Here is a 16,153-nt window from a genome sequence, read left to right on the forward strand (position 1 = left end):
TTTGTAGTTTCAAGATCAGTGAGGTTATCGTACGAACCAACTGAGCGGCTGCGGCGAAGTGTCTGCGGTATCCCGAAGATCATGGGCCTTGACATGATTACCGTATATCATGGAATCACTGCTCAATCGGTAGGAAGGGAAACTGTTCTCTGATTGCAGGCGAAGGCAAGGCTCAAAATAAATCTGTTGCTGTTTGTTGATAAGGAAAGGAAGCGAATCGGATTCAATCCGAATGTCATCACTGTCCGGCTCGTTAACGATTAGAAGCACAGCAGTACCATCACATCCGCATCCATCGGTGTCATAAAACAGCTTGAAATAGCCCGGCCGATCTCCCAGCATCGCGTTAAGTCTTGATTCTGCCAGCGGACTGACCTGAATGATCATAACGTCGTTCACACTCCTCTAATCACCTTATGAATTCGCTTACAATCTAATATATGGAACAATGGTGTGAAATAGAAGGGAAAGCAGGCTGAATCTGATGAAAATTACAACTTTGGTGGATCTTCCGATCGAACGGTTTAATTACCTGAATATCATCGGAGAAGACCCCGTGATGGAGCCTCGCAATGAAACCCATTTCATCCCGATTCCTTATCTGGTATGATAAGCAGGAATATTAGAGAAAAAGGATGGTTCCACATATGACACCGATTACCATATATGACATCGCCAAAGAAGCGAACGTATCCGTATCCACGGTCTCCCGTGTGCTGAATGATACGGCACCTGTGCGTGCAAGCACGAGGGAGAAGATCATGTCCATCATCGAAAAACATCAATTCCAGCCCAACGCGCAGGCGCGCAGTCTGATCAAGAAAGAGACGGGAACTATTGCGATCATCCTGCCGGACATTACGAATCCGTTCTTCCCGGAAGTGTTCTGGGGAGCTGAGAACGAGGCACGTGGATTGGGGTATACGTTCTTCCTGTGCAATACGGCCGGGGATTACAGCCGGGAGTCCGAGTATCTGTCCATTTTGCGCGAGAAGCGGGTAGATGGTATTATTTTTCTCGGTGGACGAATCAACATGCAGGTCTGTCCGGATGAGATGGCTCAGGAATTGATCGATATGGGCAAACGCATGCCAATCGTGCTGGTCAATGGCAATATTGCCAAAGGCGGATTCCATCGGGTGTACACGGATGAAGGGGCCGGGGCTGTTTTGGCTGCTGAACATTTGCTCGAGCTAGGGCATCGGGATATTGCTTTTGTGGGCGGTTTGAAGGAGTTGTCCACCACGATGGTTAAGGTCAAGGCCATTCAGAAAAAATTGCGTGAGCATGGACTCGAAATTCCGAAAGAGCGTCAACTCCTAGGAAGCTTCTCTATTGAAGACGGCAAACGGGAGATGTCTAAGCTGCTGGACCGTGGAAATCCTCCAACTGCGGTGATCTGTGTGAACGACTACACGGCGATTGGTGCGATTAAGGCGACCATTGAGCATGGCTTATCGATTCCGAAGGACATTTCCATTGTCGGTTTTGATGATACTCCGCTTGCCAGTGCCGTTATACCGGAACTGACGACTGTATCCCAGAATACCTACCAGCTGGGCAAGCTGGCCGTGGACAAGCTGCATGAACTGATTAATCAGGGCAACCCGAAGAAACAGACCATTTTGCAACCAGAGCTTGTTGTCCGCCAAAGTACTGGACCCGCACCACGATAAATGGGGAATGTTTGAAAAAGAAAGCGTTGACATTTCTTCGGAGGGTGAAATATAATGAGGTCGTGAATGAAACCCCTTTCATAAACTGGAACGGGTTTTAATTTTAAACTTTATGAAACCCATTTCATGAAACGGGTTTCAGTTGTCTGATCTTCCATTCATATTTCAAGGGGGCGCACGGTATGAGAAAAAGTTTAAAGGTCATTTCGTTATTGATGCTGGTCATGGTATTGGGTCTGACAGCCTGTAGCAAGGGTGACAGCGGTGCAGCTGGCGGCAAGGTCGATCTTAGCATGACGATCTGGGGCTCGGAGGACGAGAAGAAGATTTATCAGGAGAGACTCGACATTGTGAAGCAGACCTATCCCGATATTAATGTGAAACTGAACGTCGTTGCCGGAGACTATGACCAAAAGGTTCAGACGATGATCGCCGGAGGAACCGCACCGGACATCATGATGATTGCCGAGAACTATCAGGCGTACGCCTCCAAAAACCAAATTGTTCCGCTGGATGACATGATCCAGACCAACAATGTGAACATGTCAGAGCGTTATTCTGATGACATCGCAAACCTGATGAAGTTTGACGGCAAGCAGTTCGGTATGCCGGACCGCGCAGGCGCGATGGTGCTCTTTTATAACAAGGATCTGTTCGACAAGGCTGGGGTGGAATACCCGACCAAGGAATGGACGCAGGAAGATCTGCTCGCCGCTGCTCAGAAGCTGACGGTGAAGGAGAATGGCAAAACGGTTCAATGGGGTTACTACCCAGGCAGCTGGTGGCCACAATGGATGCAATTGATATACCAAAACGGTGGTTCCCTGTTCGATGAGAGCGGCAAACCTACCTTCAATACCGAACCTGTACGTAAAGCGCTGCAATTCATGAATGATCTGACATTCACGCATGGCGTTGGACCAACACCAACGGAAATTGCCGACATGGGCAATATCGGTGCTGACCCATTGTTCGCTCAAGGTAAAATTGCCATGGAAACGACGGGATTCTGGAATATCGGTTCACTTGCCAAGGTGGAAGGCATCAATTGGGACATTTCTCCGATATGGGGAGAGACAAACGCGTTCTTCAATGGCTTCACGATTACGAACGCGTCCAAACATAAGGAAGAGGCATTCAAAATCATAGAAGCGTTGACTACGCCAGAAGCACAATTGCCGATGATCAAAGCCGGCCAGGATGCCCCGGCAACGAAGGCCGGTCTGTCCAGCGATGAGTTCCTGAATGCTGAGTATGGCGGGAAGAAAATCAACATGGCTGCTTTCAGCGAGTCCACCATCTACGCCGAGCCGTTCAATCCGCAATGGAATGAAATGATGAAGCTGATTAATGACAAGCTGGGTGTCTACTTTAACAATAAAGCTTCATTGGATGATACAGTGACCGAGATTCAGAGTGGGCTGGAGAGAATCTACAAATAGCATCGACAGGGGACAGACGGAATTCGGAATGAACCCCGGTTCCGTCTGCTCGCTTCGTCATGGGAGGGATTAACGTGAGAAAAAAGGACGGGAAATGGTTTTATATCTTCATCTCGCCTTGGCTGATCGGGTTCCTTGGGCTTACTCTGGGTCCGATCCTGTTTTCCATATACATGAGCTTCACCAATTGGGATCTGTTCCAGTCCCCTGAATTCATCGGTGTGGACAATTACAAAAACCTGTTGACCGATGACCCGATCTTCTGGAAGTCGGTAGGCAATACTTTCTTCTATGCGCTGATATCGATTCCACTTGGGATGTCGATCTCGCTATGGATTGCGTATTACCTGAACAAGAAGATCAAGGGGATCACCTTCTTCCGCATCCTGTTCTATCTGCCTTCCGTCGTTCCGGTGGTTGCAAGCTCACTGCTCTTCATCCATCTGCTTGCTCCAACGGAAGGGTTGATCAACCAGGCGCTTGCCATATTCGGCATTCAAGGTCCTGCCTGGCTGCTGGATCCGAACTGGGTTAAACCTGCCTTGATACTTATGTCGCTATGGGGCGTCGGGGGCGGCGTGGTACTGCTGCTGGCGGGTATGAAAGGTATTCCTCAGGAGTTGTACGAGGCCGCCGCCATTGATGGGGCGAAGAGCTCGCAATCGTTCTTCCACATTACATTTCCGATGCTGACCCCCGTCATCTTCTTCAATCTCGTCACCGGGATGATCGGGGCGCTCCAGACGTTCGCACAGGTATTCATCGTTACAGCAGGTGGACCGGACAATGCCAGTCAGATGGTTGTTCCTTACCTGTTCCAGAATGCCTTCCAGTTCTACAAAATGGGATATGCATCGGCCATTGCCTGGGTGCTGTTCATCATCATCATGGCGTTGACCCTGGTTGTGTTCCGTTCGTCGGCGCTATGGGTGCATTACGAGGAGGGAAAAGCCAATGAGTAATCCATCCACTGTGGAGAAGATAATATCTTACATTTTTCTGATTCTGGTCGGGGTGCTGCTTGCTTCCCCTTTCCTGTACATGATCTCCATCGCACTGGCGAGTGACGCTACAACCGTAAAATCAGCCTTTACCTTCATACCGCTCGAATTCCAATGGTCCAATTTCTACACGATCTTCACGAATAATAATCTGGGTACTTATTTAAAAAATTCAGTCATTATTACCGTCATTACCATTATCGGATCGGTATTGTCAGCTTCGGTCGTATCTTACGGCTTCGCTCGTATCAAGGCGAGAGGCAGTCGCTTTCTATTCATTGTACTGCTCAGTACGATGATGATTCCGGGCGAGGTGACGATGGTGCCGCAGTTCATCATCTTCCGTCATCTGGATTGGATCAATACATTCTATCCACTGATCGTACCGAGTTTCTTCGCCGGAGCATTCAACGTATTTCTCATTCGGCAGTTCGTCATGAGTATTCCGAAGTCGCTTGATGAAGCTGCCATGATCGACGGCATGGGACATCCAGGAATTTACTGGAAGATCATTATGCCGCTCACGTATCCGATTCTTGCCGCCATCGCCATTTTCTCGTTTTCCTATAACTGGGGAAACTTCATGGGGCCGCTCATTTACATCAATGATCCGGAGAAAATGCCATTGGCACTCGGTGTTCAGCTTCTGACCACGGTAGGTGGCGGACAGATGCCACCATGGAACCTGGTTATGATTGCTTCCCTGTTCCTGACCATTCCGATGGTGCTGGTGTATCTGTTCGGACAGCGTTATGTCTATGAAGCGAATATCAGTGGTGGCAGCAGCGGGATCAAGTAACGGGAGGTGAACGCAGTGTTGAAGCCAATTGTGAAAACCAAGAACCGTCTACATCGCACATGGGTAAAGGGCTGCATGAACTATGAATAACAACAAGGACCCTTTCAACAATGACAACAATAATCATCACAAGCAACGTAGGTGGCGCAGCCAGAGCTACATCCTGATGGGTGTGGCCCTGGTCGTGCTGCTCGCAGGAGGAGGAATTATCATCAAACATTTTGCCAATGAATCATCCAAAACACTTGCATTCCAAGGTGAGCCGGTACGTCTGAAGCTGGAGCAATCCTATGATCATTTTGAAGGCTGGGGCACATCGCTCGCGTGGTGGGCTAACGATCTTGGGGGATGGAAAGATCAAGCGAAGGTCAGTGAAATAATGGATCTGGTGTTTGACCCGGAGAAAGGGCTTGGTCTGAACATTGTTCGCTACAATATTGGCGGTGAGGAGAACCCCGATATGAAGGCGCTTCGGCCCGGAGGGGATGTTCCCGGCTTCCAGCCTGAACCCGGCGTGTGGGACTGGGAGGCAGATGCAGGACAACGTGCCGTATTACAAGGTTCTCTGGAACGTGGGGTCAACATTGCCGAAGCGTTCTCCAATTCACCACCTTACTGGATGACGATCAGCGGCTCGGTTACGGGTGCTGTAGATGGCAGCAACAATCTGCGAGAGGATCAGTATGATGCGTTTGCCGATTATCTGACCGAAGTAGTGAAGCATTATCGCGATGAATGGGGCATTACGTTCCGTACACTTGACCCACTCAATGAACCTTCCTCTGATTGGTGGAAGAAAGGCAACATGCAGGAAGGCAGTCATTTTACCAATGACAAACAGGCCGAGATTATCAAGAAGGTTGCGGCATCGCTCAAAAGCAAAGGGCTGGACGGTACGGTTATCAGTGCTGCGGACGATAACAGCATTGACGAGACGGTGCACAATTTAAGTCTCTATGATCAGGATACGCTCGATGTGATCGACCAAATTAACACGCACTCCTATAATGGTAGCAAAATGGAGGAACTGCGCACGTTGGCCGAGCGGTATGGCAAGAAACTGTGGATGTCCGAGTACGGAACGGGTGGCAGCGAACCGCATAGTCACGAGGACATGACTTCTGTGCAGGAACTGGCGGAGCGCATCATGTTCGATCTGAAAATCATGCAGCCCGCCGCCTGGGTATATTGGCAAGCCGTTGAAGATGAAGGTGCCAACAATAACTGGGGCTTCATTCATGCCAATTTTAATGGAGAAGAGCAGTACGAGATGACGAAACAGTATTATGGCATGGCCCAGTTTACGAAATTCATCCGTCCAGGTGCAACGATTATTCCAACAGATGATGGGCGATCCCTGGCCGCATATGATGCAGAGCAGAAGAGACTAGTATTGGTCATTCGCAATGAGTTATCTGCCGGAACTACAGTATTTGAACTTGGGGCGTTTGACTATAGCAGTACTTCTACAGCACAGGTGTACCAGACGTCACCGGATCGCAACATGGAGCAGCTGGAGAACATTCCGCTATATGCGAATGGACTTGAAGTGCCAACTGTGGACAATTCCATCACCACCGTTGTATTGGAAGGCGTGACGTTGCAAGCTAACTGATGGCTATTGAAAAGGAATCAAAAAATCTGGGGATAACAGCGATTGGAAGGTTGTTCTGTCATCGCAGTGATGAACTCAAACACAGAGAAGGAGGGCCTATCCTTGACAGAGAAATCATCCCTTTTGCTTCAGGAGCAGGAGAAGAATACACAGGCCAGAACTGAGCATAGTGCTCGATCTGAACTGACTTACGATCAGCGCAGCTTCATAATGAATGGAGAACGAGTATTTCTAAACAGTGCCACCATCCATTACTTCCGCATGCCGAGGGAGGAATGGCGGGAGGTACTGATGAAGGCGAAGCTGGCTGGCATGAATTGCATTGACACCTATTTTGCCTGGAACGTGCATGAACCGGAGGAAGGACAATGGTCGTTTGAAGGAGACAATGATTGTGGAGCCTTTCTGGATCTGTGTGCAGAGTTAGGCATGTACGTAATCACGAGACCGGGACCGTTTATTTGCGCAGAATGGGATTTTGGCGGTTTCCCGTATTGGCTGGAAACGAAGCAGGGAATTAAGTTCCGACAAAATAATGAAGCCTATCTATATTATGTAGATCTGTATTTTGATCGAATCATTCCAATCATCCGTGAGCGCCAGCTATTTGCCGGAGGCACTGTTATTCTCGTACAGGTCGAGAACGAATACGGATATCTGATGGATGATACAGCAGCGAGTGCCCATATGAATCACCTTCGGGACAGCCTGCTTCAGCGCGGGATCGACGTTCCGCTTATCACCTGTGTAGGTGGTGCGGAGGGCACGATTGAAGGGGCCAACTTCTGGTCAGGTGCTGACGGGCATTATGCGAAGCTTCGGGAGAAGCAGCCGGATACACCGAAGATCGTTACGGAATTTTGGACGGGATGGTTTGAAAATTGGGGTGGGCCTTCTGCCATTCAGAAGACGGCGCCACTGTTTGAGAAACGCATGATGGAAATTCTTCGCACGGGCTATACCGGAATCAGTCATTACATGTTCTACGGCGGAACCAACTTTGGCGGATACGGTGGCAGGACCGTGGGCAGCAGCGATATTTTCATGATTACCTCCTACGATTATGATGCGCCGCTGAACGAGTATGGGCGGGTAACGGCCAAGTATGCTGTAGCTAAAACGTTATCCTATTTTGTGCATGCGTTTGGAGCATTGCTGATGGAAACGGAGGAAGTACCAGCAGAGCAGATCAAGGTACGTCATCCGCAAGGCGTTTCTGTACGAGGCAGGTCTAAAGGCAACGAGAAGATATGGTTCTTGGAGAGTCACAAGGATGAACGCGAGACGTTTCACGTCACGCTGGAGGAAGGCCGGACACTTCCCGTAGCTCTGAACTCAGGGCAGATTATTCCGATACTGGACAGGGTAGAGATTGCCGAGAACGTATACCTGACAGGCGGCACGATGATTACAGGCAATGAAGTGGTGAACGGAGAATTGACCCTGTTTATCGCTGCGGAAGCGGGACAGCGTTCAGTCGTGGAACTGGAGACGAACACCTTGAATGTACAGGGCAGCAGCATGCAAGTGCTGGTTGAACGTGGTCAGTTAAACGGAGCCTATCGCTTCGATCTGGTACATTTCCGTGAGCCAGGCATCATTCATCTGGAGGCAAGTGGTGTCCCCATTCGGTTCGTGGTTCTGGACAAGGAAACGATGGATCGCACGTGGAGAATCGCTGGAGGGGGAGAGCCGGATCAGCTGCGTTACGCAATCGGATTTGATGATGTAGATGTCTCCCTTTCCGGGCAGGTCACGGGTATGATCTCTGATCCGAATCGGATGATTGTGCTTCTAGGCAGCTGGACGGATGGTGAACGGACGTTAACTGGACGTCAGTTCATATACGGAGAAGCAAACGATTCTCAGAGCGGCATACAGGATGAACATGTTCAGGAGTCATCCGCAGCAATTCAGCATGCTCCGTTCACAACGCCGCCAATGCCACCGAAACTGTCGGATTCCCCTGAGCTGTCTCGTGTGACATTGACAGCGGAACAGCGTGCTTCGAGTGGTCAACCCGAACATTTTTCCCAATACGGGCAGGGTTTCGGGTATTTATTATACGAGTGTGACTTCGAGCGTTCGGTGGATGGAATCACCACCCTTATTCTGCCGGATCTCCAGGACACGGCCAGAATATATGTCAATCGTGTGGAACAGGCACTGGTCCGTCAAGTTGGTGCAGCGGGTGTCCAGGTGCAGACGACGGAAGGAAAGAATACACTCCAGGTGCTGGTACAGCATATGGGCAGGCTGAATTTTTCTCCATATTTGGGTGAAAGCAAAGGTCTGGCAGGACCTGTTTATATCGGCGGTTCCGTTCAGGACATCCGCCGAAATTGGCATTCGGAGCATGGGGTAGTTCACCTTGATGAAGTGAATCATCTTCAGGAGGCCCCGCTTCTGAGTAGAAGCTTTACGCTGGATGGCATGGACCGTGCGATTCTCGTTGGTGCCGTCAGCCAAGGATTGCGCATCAATGGCATGGATGTGCCGATGGAAGGGTATCAGGACTGGTTTTCGTTTAACACGTTGGATCTTTCCCTTTACTTGCGGCACGGAGGGATCAACACGCTGGAGATGCTTTATAGCAGAACACCGCTGAATCGGCTGGAACTGATCCTTTACCGGAGTGAAGATGAGCTGAAGGATTGGCACATGGCAGGTGAGGATGCCTTGCTTCCACGACAATGGGAGGCATATGAGCCCCCGAACGATTTAGATAATCACCATAACCATGGGCAGGATGCTGACTATAGTGGCAATTGGAGTGCCAATTCTGTGAGGAATGGTTCGTACAGTCAACTCGTCTGGTACCGCTGGCGCTTCGCCAAATCAGCTGTACCGGAATACTTCCGAGTGAACCTGATGCTTCGCCTCACTGGGATGAGCAAGGGAACACTTCATCTGAACGGCCACCATCTGGGACGTTACTGGCAGATTGGTCCGCAAGAGGATTACAAAATTCCGGTATCCTGGCTGCAGGATGAGAATGAATTGCTGTTGTTTGATGAGGAAGGCCGGACGCCAGAACGGGTGCGCTTCTTGTATGATAACTTGTCCCAGTATCCATGGGTTGTGGTCGAGTAAATCTTCTTTTCATTGTAACGTACAAGGGAATTGGGTCTGTTCTGATCAGTCGTGTCCTGTTCTAGCTCGTCGCATTTATTCTCTTAGCCTCTCTTAGCGGAGACTGCTCGGATGATTGAATCTATAGATTCTGAATCTCCGGGCAGCTCGGCTAAAGTGAGTGGACGACGAGTATAGCTACTACTATTTATTGAAACCGTTTACATAATGGGGAGTTGTGCGGTTACGTGATCTGTGAGGGAGGTGATGTTTGGCAAAAGGTATGCCTGTCCCACACTTTCGATAAGGAGATGACCCATGTTCACAACGAAAAGATGGAGTACAAGGTTATTCAAAACTTGTAAGTCCGGCATGATCATGCTGCTCGGAGCACTGCTTCTATTCATTACGTTACTCCCCAATACAGCCAGAGCAGCAACAAGTGTCTACACGATTTCGGCTTTTACCAATACGAGCGAATCCAATCTGTATATCTACGAATCCTACAATGCGACTAATTACGGTTTACTTAAAGGGCCTGCCTATACCCCCCCGGCCAATCTGATCCGTGATCCCAGCATCATGAAGCATACGGATGGGCTGTATTATGTCGTTTATACCACGAACTGGTCAGGCAATACGATCGGCATCGCATCCAGTACAGATAAGGTGAATTGGACATTTGTCCGCAATATTACTCTATCTGCCCCCACCACGATTGCGCATACCTGGGCACCGGAATGGTTCAAAGACAGCAACGGCAGTCTGAACATCATCGTGTCCATCTCCCCAGGCAATTATGAGAACTTCAAACCTTATGTCATCACGGCGACCAATGCAACTCTGTCTTCCACAACATGGTCTGCTGCCACAGAGCTTGCAGGCATTGCACCCAACTACATCGATACCTTCATCATCAAGACCGGCTCAACCTATCACGCATTCACCAAGAATGAGACCACCAAGTATATCGAATATGCTACGGCTACTTCCCTCACCGGACCTTACACGTTCAAAGGGACAGGGGATTGGGCTGGCTGGGGTTCCTGGGTAGAGGGACCTGCGCTTGTCCAGCTGGATAACGGTTCCTGGCGAATCTATTTTGATGGTTACTCTACACAAAAATATTATTACAGCGACTCTGCCGACGGGTTTCAGACCTGGAGTACAAAGCAGGAGCTTGCCGGTCTGACCGGATTGGTTCGGCACATGACCGTGTTGAAGGAGACAGGACAGTCGGGCGATATTCGACGGTTGGAATCGTACAATGTTCCGGGCAGCTATATTCGCCATTACAACTATCAGGCCCGAATTGACACCAATGTCAGTCCAGCAGTGGATTCACAGTTCCGTATCGTTCCTGGACTGGCTGATTCATCAGGGGTATCGTTCGAGTCCATCAATTATCCGGGCTACTTCTTGAGGCATTACAACTATGACATTGTACTTGTGAAAAATGATGGCAGTGCAACCTTAAAAAGTGATGCCACGTTCAAGCGAGTTAATGGGCTTGCCAATTCTACATGGACTTCTTACGCATCATTGAATTACCCAGACCGTTATCTGAGACATGTGAACAACATGCTGCGACTGGAACCGGTCGTAACGGCGGTTGACAAGGCTGACGCCACCTTTAGGGAGACGGCACAGTAAAGCGTGAAAAGACTCCATTGAACTCATTTTACTTCAGAAGGAGTGAATCGAATGAAATGGTTGAAACGATTGGGCACCCTGCTAATGGCAGGAAGTCTTATAACAGGGAGCTTCGGCACGGAAGCATCCGCCGCGGCTTCTTATACAGCCACGGCTGATCCCTCGAAGCAATATCAGACCATCGAAGGTTGGGGAACGTCCCTTGCCTGGTGGGGCAAAGTGGTCGGAGAGTACTCCAACCGGGATGAATATGTGGAAAAGATGTTTAGCCCAACAACCGGGCTAGGTCTGAACGTCCTGCGTTACAACATTGGAGGCGGCGATAATCCTTCATCGAATGTTCTGGAATATCGCAAAGCTGTGCCGGGATATCAGCCTTCCCCAGGCGTGTATGACTGGAATGCAGATGCCAATCAGAGATATATGCTCCAAGCCGCCAAATCGTATGGAGTCAACGTCTTTGAAGCCTTTGCGAACTCGGCACCGTACTGGATGACCATTAGCGGAAGTGTGTCCGGTGCCGCGAATGGTGGCAACAATCTCAAGCCGGATTACTATGATGATTTTGCTGATTATCTCACAGAGGTCGTGAAGCATTTCAGAGATAACTGGGGCATCACATTCGACACAGTCACCCCTCTCAATGAACCGATCTCCACTTGGTGGAAGCTGGGCAATAATCAGGAGGGCATGCACTTTGATCGGGCAGATCAGAACACGATTCTGAGCCAGGTGCAATCTTCACTTACAGCAAAGGGATTGTCCACAAAGCTGAGCGCGCCAGAAGAATATAGTCTGGATGACACAACCACTTCTTTCAACAGTTACAGCAGTGCAGTAAAGTCTGCGATCAGTCAAATTAACACACATACCTATGGCGGAAGCAATCGTGCATCGTTGCGGAATACAGCGACTTCAGCGGGAAAACATCTCTGGACCTCAGAATATGGAGACGGGGATGCCAGCGGACTAACGATGTCACGCACGATCCTCAAGGATATACGAAACATGGGGGCGAGTGCTTGGGTGTACTGGCAGGCCGTAGATAGTGCGGATGGCTGGGGATTTTTCAAAAACGTACTGAATAACACGCAAACGACCAGCTACACCGTGAATCAGAAATATTATGTAATGGGCAACTACAGCAAGTTTATTCGTCCCGGATACAAGATCATCGGCATGAGTGATGCCAATACGCTTGCCGCCTATGATGCTGCTTCAGGTAAAGTAGTACTGGTGACTACCAATTCGGATTCGAGTGATACAGCGGTGACGTATGATTTGAGTCAGTTTACAAGTGTTGGATCGTCTGCTCAAGTGTATCGGACATCCTCTACGGAGAAGTTGCAGCAATTGACCAACATCAACATTCAGAATAAAAAGTTTACAGCGACCGCCAAAGCGGGCTCGGTTACGACCTATGTCATATCCGGTGTGACGTATAATGGCAGCACAGGATATGAATCCGGGGCGATCTATAAGCTGATCAATCGGAACAGTGGTCTCGCTCTGGATGTGAATGGGGCTTCCACTGCCGGGGGTGCAACGATCATCCAGTGGAACGACAATGGCGCAGCAAACCAACAATGGAAGTTGGAGTCTGCGGGCAACGGTTATTATAAGATCCGTAACGTAGGCAGTGGTCTGCTGCTGGATGTGAATCAGAGCTCTACTCAAGGAGGAGCAGCCTTGATTCAGTGGCAGGATAACGGGGGCAACAATCAACAGTGGTTACCGGTGGATGTCGGAGGATATCTTGTGCTCGTGAACCGCAATAGCGGCTTAACCGTTGATATCAACCAGAGCTCCACAACCGCAGGTGCCTCGACCATTCAATGGGCAGACAATGGTGGGGCCAATCAGCAATGGAGCCTGGTCAAAGTGAATTAGAAATGACTGTGCGGCCTGTGTATTTGGATTAAACTTGGTTAATGGTACTCCTTTCTTGAAACATGGTGCGCTATACCACACGGCACGGTTCAAGAAAGGAGTTCTCCCCGATACATGGCTACCGAAAACGGGAAAGGGCAAATCGCCCAATATCCTGATCCGTATGTCCTGTTTGCACCAAGTCAGACAATATTTTGCCCACTGCACTTGCGAATTTGAAGCCATGACCGGAGAAACCGCCTGCCACCCATACGTGGTCATGGGAGGGGTGACGGTCGATAATAAAATCTTCATCCGGTGTGAACTCGTATTTGCATACCGCACCACGCTTCAGCTTTCCGGCTGCCAGAGGCATCCGAAGTTCAAGTAATCTCCGCAGATCACCCTCATCCGCTTCATCAGAGCCAAATGGAGCCAGTGTACCACCTGGTGTCCACTCCTGCCCCGTATCGTGGCGTCCAATCTTCAGACCCGACCCGCCAATGCTCGGAAATCCATAATATCCGCCTTCTTTTCCAGCCAGCGTGAAACCGGGAAAGTGATCCTCGGCGAACAATGCCTCCGGTGCATCGAACCATCCCACGGTTTTGCGTACAGCTCGAATGGGAAGGTTCACGAACGGTTTCAGCGTATGAAACCATGCCCCGGCACTGAGAATGACCTGGTTTGCATAATACGTCTCGCCAGCAGATGTGATGACTCCAACAGAATCTGCGCCGCACTCGATATGTTCAACACGTGTATGCGTCAAAAGGGTGGCACCTGATGCTTCGGCTGCCTGACGGAAGGCGAGCACGCAGCGTTCACTGAACAAATAACCTGCATCAGGCTCATACATTCCTTCGTAATGTTCGGGGACTTCAATGCCTGGCCAGCGTTTCATGATCTCGGCTGCGCGTAAGGTTTCATACCGAATCCCCGCATCGTCTGCATGGGTTAAACGATTGTGAAAAGAATGGATGTCCGGGTCAACTATATTTAAGACGCCCGATGGTACTAGCAATTTGGCCCCGGTGGTATCCTCCAGTTCTTCCCACAGTTCCTGCGCCAGAAGTGCCAGCGCTATATAATCAGGTCCCCCGCTGTACACGTGGCGGATAAGCCGTGGTTCTCCGTGATGGCTGCCCTCCGTATGCGGAGGATCAAAGGCATCAATCAGCAATGTTTTTAATCCACTACGCGCAAGATAATAACCTGCACTCATGCCCATCGATCCGGCTCCAACGATAATGACATCATAGGAATGTGATATAACCATCCCTCCTTCCGCTTATTTTTCAGAGACCAATCGTATACAGGATAATCTAGTCTTCAAATCTACGGGAGTCAATAGAACGGGTTATAGAGAAAGCCAATACGACAATAGAAAATTTTGATTAAGGATAAAGTTGTATGTATACCAAAATAGTGGTAGAGTTTTGAACTAAACATTCCGACCTGATTAGTCGGTATTGCGGATTTTCTAAGATTCAGATGAAGAACGAGGAAGGTGAAGTCAACGTCAACAAATCCAACACAAGCGTCTGGTTTTCCCAGTCAAACCTATGCCGAGATTGTACTTGAACCCGCCTATAACCAGGCCAGACAGCATCTGCTGAACCCCATGATGGCCGTAAACAAAGCTCATCTGATTATGCTCCGTGAACAACACATCATTCCGGAGCAAGAGGCGTGCCACATCGCTTCGGCTATACAGAGTCTGGATGTGGATGGGCTCCGAACGAGCGATTATTCCTCCCACGTTGAGGATTTGTTCTACCAAGTTGAAGTTGAACTGGGGAAGCTTGGCGGACCCTCCGTCGGGAATCTGCATTTAGCCAGAAGCAGAAACGATATGGGAATCGCCATGTATCGTATGGTGCTGAGGGAGAAGCTGAACTCAACCATTTCCTCAGGGCTGTCATTACACCGAAGCCTGAGAGAATTTGCATTACGTCATATCGATACCCTCATGATTGCTCACACGCACACCCAACAAGCCCAGCCGACAACACTTGCCCACTACATCTGTGCCGTTAGCGATTCCCTTGAACGGGATCTTAATCGGTTGAAATCCGCCTATAAAGGCTGTAATCGCAGCAGTCTTGGTGCGGCTGCTCTCACCACTTCTGGTTTTCCGGTCTGTCGAGACCGGACCGCAGAATTGCTTGGCTTTGATGGCATTATTGAGAATGCCTATGATGCCGTCAGCGGCGCGGATTATTCAGGCGAAGCCGCCGCCGTTGCCCAGCTTGCTGCTATCAATCTGGGGCGTTTCGTCCAGGATCTGCTGTTATGGTGCACACAGGAATATGGCGCATTAATTGTAGCTGCCCCTTACGTTCAGATTAGTTCAATCATGCCGCAAAAACGGAATCCGGTATCGATTGAACACGCCCGTTCACTCCTTTCGAGTGCCAAAGGAGATGCAGCAACTGCTCTTAACATGATGCATAACACGCCCTTTGGCGACATTGTAGATACCGAAGATGATATGCAGCCCTATGTATGGAGAAGTCTGAATACGCTTGAATCCGTATATCGCTTGCTGTCCGAAGTGATGGATACACTTAAGGTCAATGTGTCGTTGCTGCGGGAACGGGCAGAGCGTAGCTTCGCCACGGTTACCGAACTTGCAGATACGCTGGTTCGCACAGAAGGAGTGTCGTTTCGACAAGCTCATTCCATCGTGAGCCGTATTGTAACACAGCTGACTGAATCCGGTACTTCCATTTCGGGATTGAACTGGGATGTGGTCAATGCCGCGGTGCAGGAAATTGCAGCCAAGCCGCTTGCTCTAACCTTTGAGCAATTAGAGGAAGCGATATGCCCCGAGCATTTTGTACACATTCGGAATGTACGTGGTGGTCCCAATCCGAAGGAAGTTGCAAGAGCATTGGAAGCTCAAGCGCTCCGTCTGGACACACAGGAACAATGGAGTCTCGGCACCACCAATAAACTCTGTTCCGTAGATGCAAATCTGGATTTAATTCTAAACGGCTGGCTTAACAGAACCTAAACGGAAG

The 16,153-nt window shown here is 49.6% G+C and carries 12 protein-coding genes; 10 read left to right on the forward strand and 2 right to left on the reverse strand.

Features of this window, described 5'->3' with window-relative positions; genetic code table 11:
* Nucleotides 1-24: 24 nt before the first annotated feature.
* The gene (locus ACFVQB_RS20265; RefSeq protein WP_256336612.1) at nucleotides 25-399 is read right to left on the reverse strand and encodes an iron-sulfur cluster biosynthesis family protein; all 375 of its coding nucleotides are present in this window, start codon (nucleotides 397-399) and stop codon (nucleotides 25-27) included.
* A gap of 85 nt (nucleotides 400-484) precedes the next feature.
* Between ACFVQB_RS20265 and ACFVQB_RS20270 the strand changes: the two genes are divergently transcribed.
* The 9 genes from ACFVQB_RS20270 (at nucleotide 485) to ACFVQB_RS20310 (ending at nucleotide 13,148) form a co-directional block, all read left to right on the forward strand.
* The gene (locus tag ACFVQB_RS20270; RefSeq protein WP_379442988.1) at nucleotides 485-610 is read left to right on the forward strand and encodes a hypothetical protein; all 126 of its coding nucleotides are present in this window, start codon (nucleotides 485-487) and stop codon (nucleotides 608-610) included.
* A 37-nt stretch (nucleotides 611-647) separates the two neighbouring features.
* Nucleotides 648-1,676, forward strand: a complete 1,029-nt coding sequence (locus ACFVQB_RS20275; protein WP_109998934.1) for a LacI family DNA-binding transcriptional regulator — start codon at nucleotides 648-650, stop codon at nucleotides 1,674-1,676.
* Nucleotides 1,677-1,858: 182 nt separating this feature from the next.
* A complete protein-coding gene (locus ACFVQB_RS20280; RefSeq protein ID WP_379442994.1) occupies nucleotides 1,859-3,118 on the forward strand; it encodes an ABC transporter substrate-binding protein in 1,260 nt (419 codons plus the stop codon).
* Nucleotides 3,119-3,192: 74 nt separating this feature from the next.
* Nucleotides 3,193-4,080: a carbohydrate ABC transporter permease gene (locus ACFVQB_RS20285; protein WP_379442998.1), complete on the forward strand. Its 888-nt coding sequence runs from the start codon at nucleotides 3,193-3,195 to the stop codon at nucleotides 4,078-4,080.
* Nucleotides 4,073-4,918, forward strand: a complete 846-nt coding sequence (locus tag ACFVQB_RS20290; protein ID WP_379443002.1) for a carbohydrate ABC transporter permease — start codon at nucleotides 4,073-4,075, stop codon at nucleotides 4,916-4,918. Before ACFVQB_RS20285 ends, ACFVQB_RS20290 begins: the two co-directional genes overlap by 8 nt.
* Nucleotides 4,919-5,000: 82 nt before the next feature.
* Nucleotides 5,001-6,533: a glycoside hydrolase family 30 protein gene (locus tag ACFVQB_RS20295; protein WP_379443006.1), complete on the forward strand. Its 1,533-nt coding sequence runs from the start codon at nucleotides 5,001-5,003 to the stop codon at nucleotides 6,531-6,533.
* A gap of 102 nt (nucleotides 6,534-6,635) precedes the next feature.
* On the forward strand, nucleotides 6,636-9,626 hold the full coding sequence (locus ACFVQB_RS20300) for a beta-galactosidase (RefSeq protein ID WP_379443010.1): 2,991 nt from the start codon (nucleotides 6,636-6,638) through the stop codon (nucleotides 9,624-9,626).
* A gap of 297 nt (nucleotides 9,627-9,923) precedes the next feature.
* Nucleotides 9,924-11,258, forward strand: a complete 1,335-nt coding sequence (locus ACFVQB_RS20305; RefSeq protein WP_379443014.1) for an AbfB domain-containing protein — start codon at nucleotides 9,924-9,926, stop codon at nucleotides 11,256-11,258.
* 51 nt (nucleotides 11,259-11,309) lie between these two features.
* On the forward strand, nucleotides 11,310-13,148 hold the full coding sequence (locus ACFVQB_RS20310; protein ID WP_379443018.1) for an RICIN domain-containing protein: 1,839 nt from the start codon (nucleotides 11,310-11,312) through the stop codon (nucleotides 13,146-13,148).
* Between the two features lie 118 nt (nucleotides 13,149-13,266).
* Here ACFVQB_RS20310 and solA read toward each other — a convergent pair whose 3' ends face one another.
* A complete protein-coding gene (gene solA, locus ACFVQB_RS20315) occupies nucleotides 13,267-14,406 on the reverse strand; it encodes an N-methyl-L-tryptophan oxidase (RefSeq protein ID WP_379443022.1) in 1,140 nt (379 codons plus the stop codon).
* Between the two features lie 231 nt (nucleotides 14,407-14,637).
* On the opposite strand from solA, the gene argH reads away from it, so the two are divergent.
* Entirely contained in the window at nucleotides 14,638-16,146 is a 1,509-nt protein-coding gene (gene argH / locus ACFVQB_RS20320; protein ID WP_379443026.1) for an argininosuccinate lyase, read from the forward strand.
* Nucleotides 16,147-16,153 lie beyond the last annotated feature (7 nt).

It is taken from the genome of Paenibacillus sp. NPDC057886, assembly GCF_042796655.1.
Classification (GTDB): domain Bacteria; phylum Bacillota; class Bacilli; order Paenibacillales; family Paenibacillaceae; genus Paenibacillus.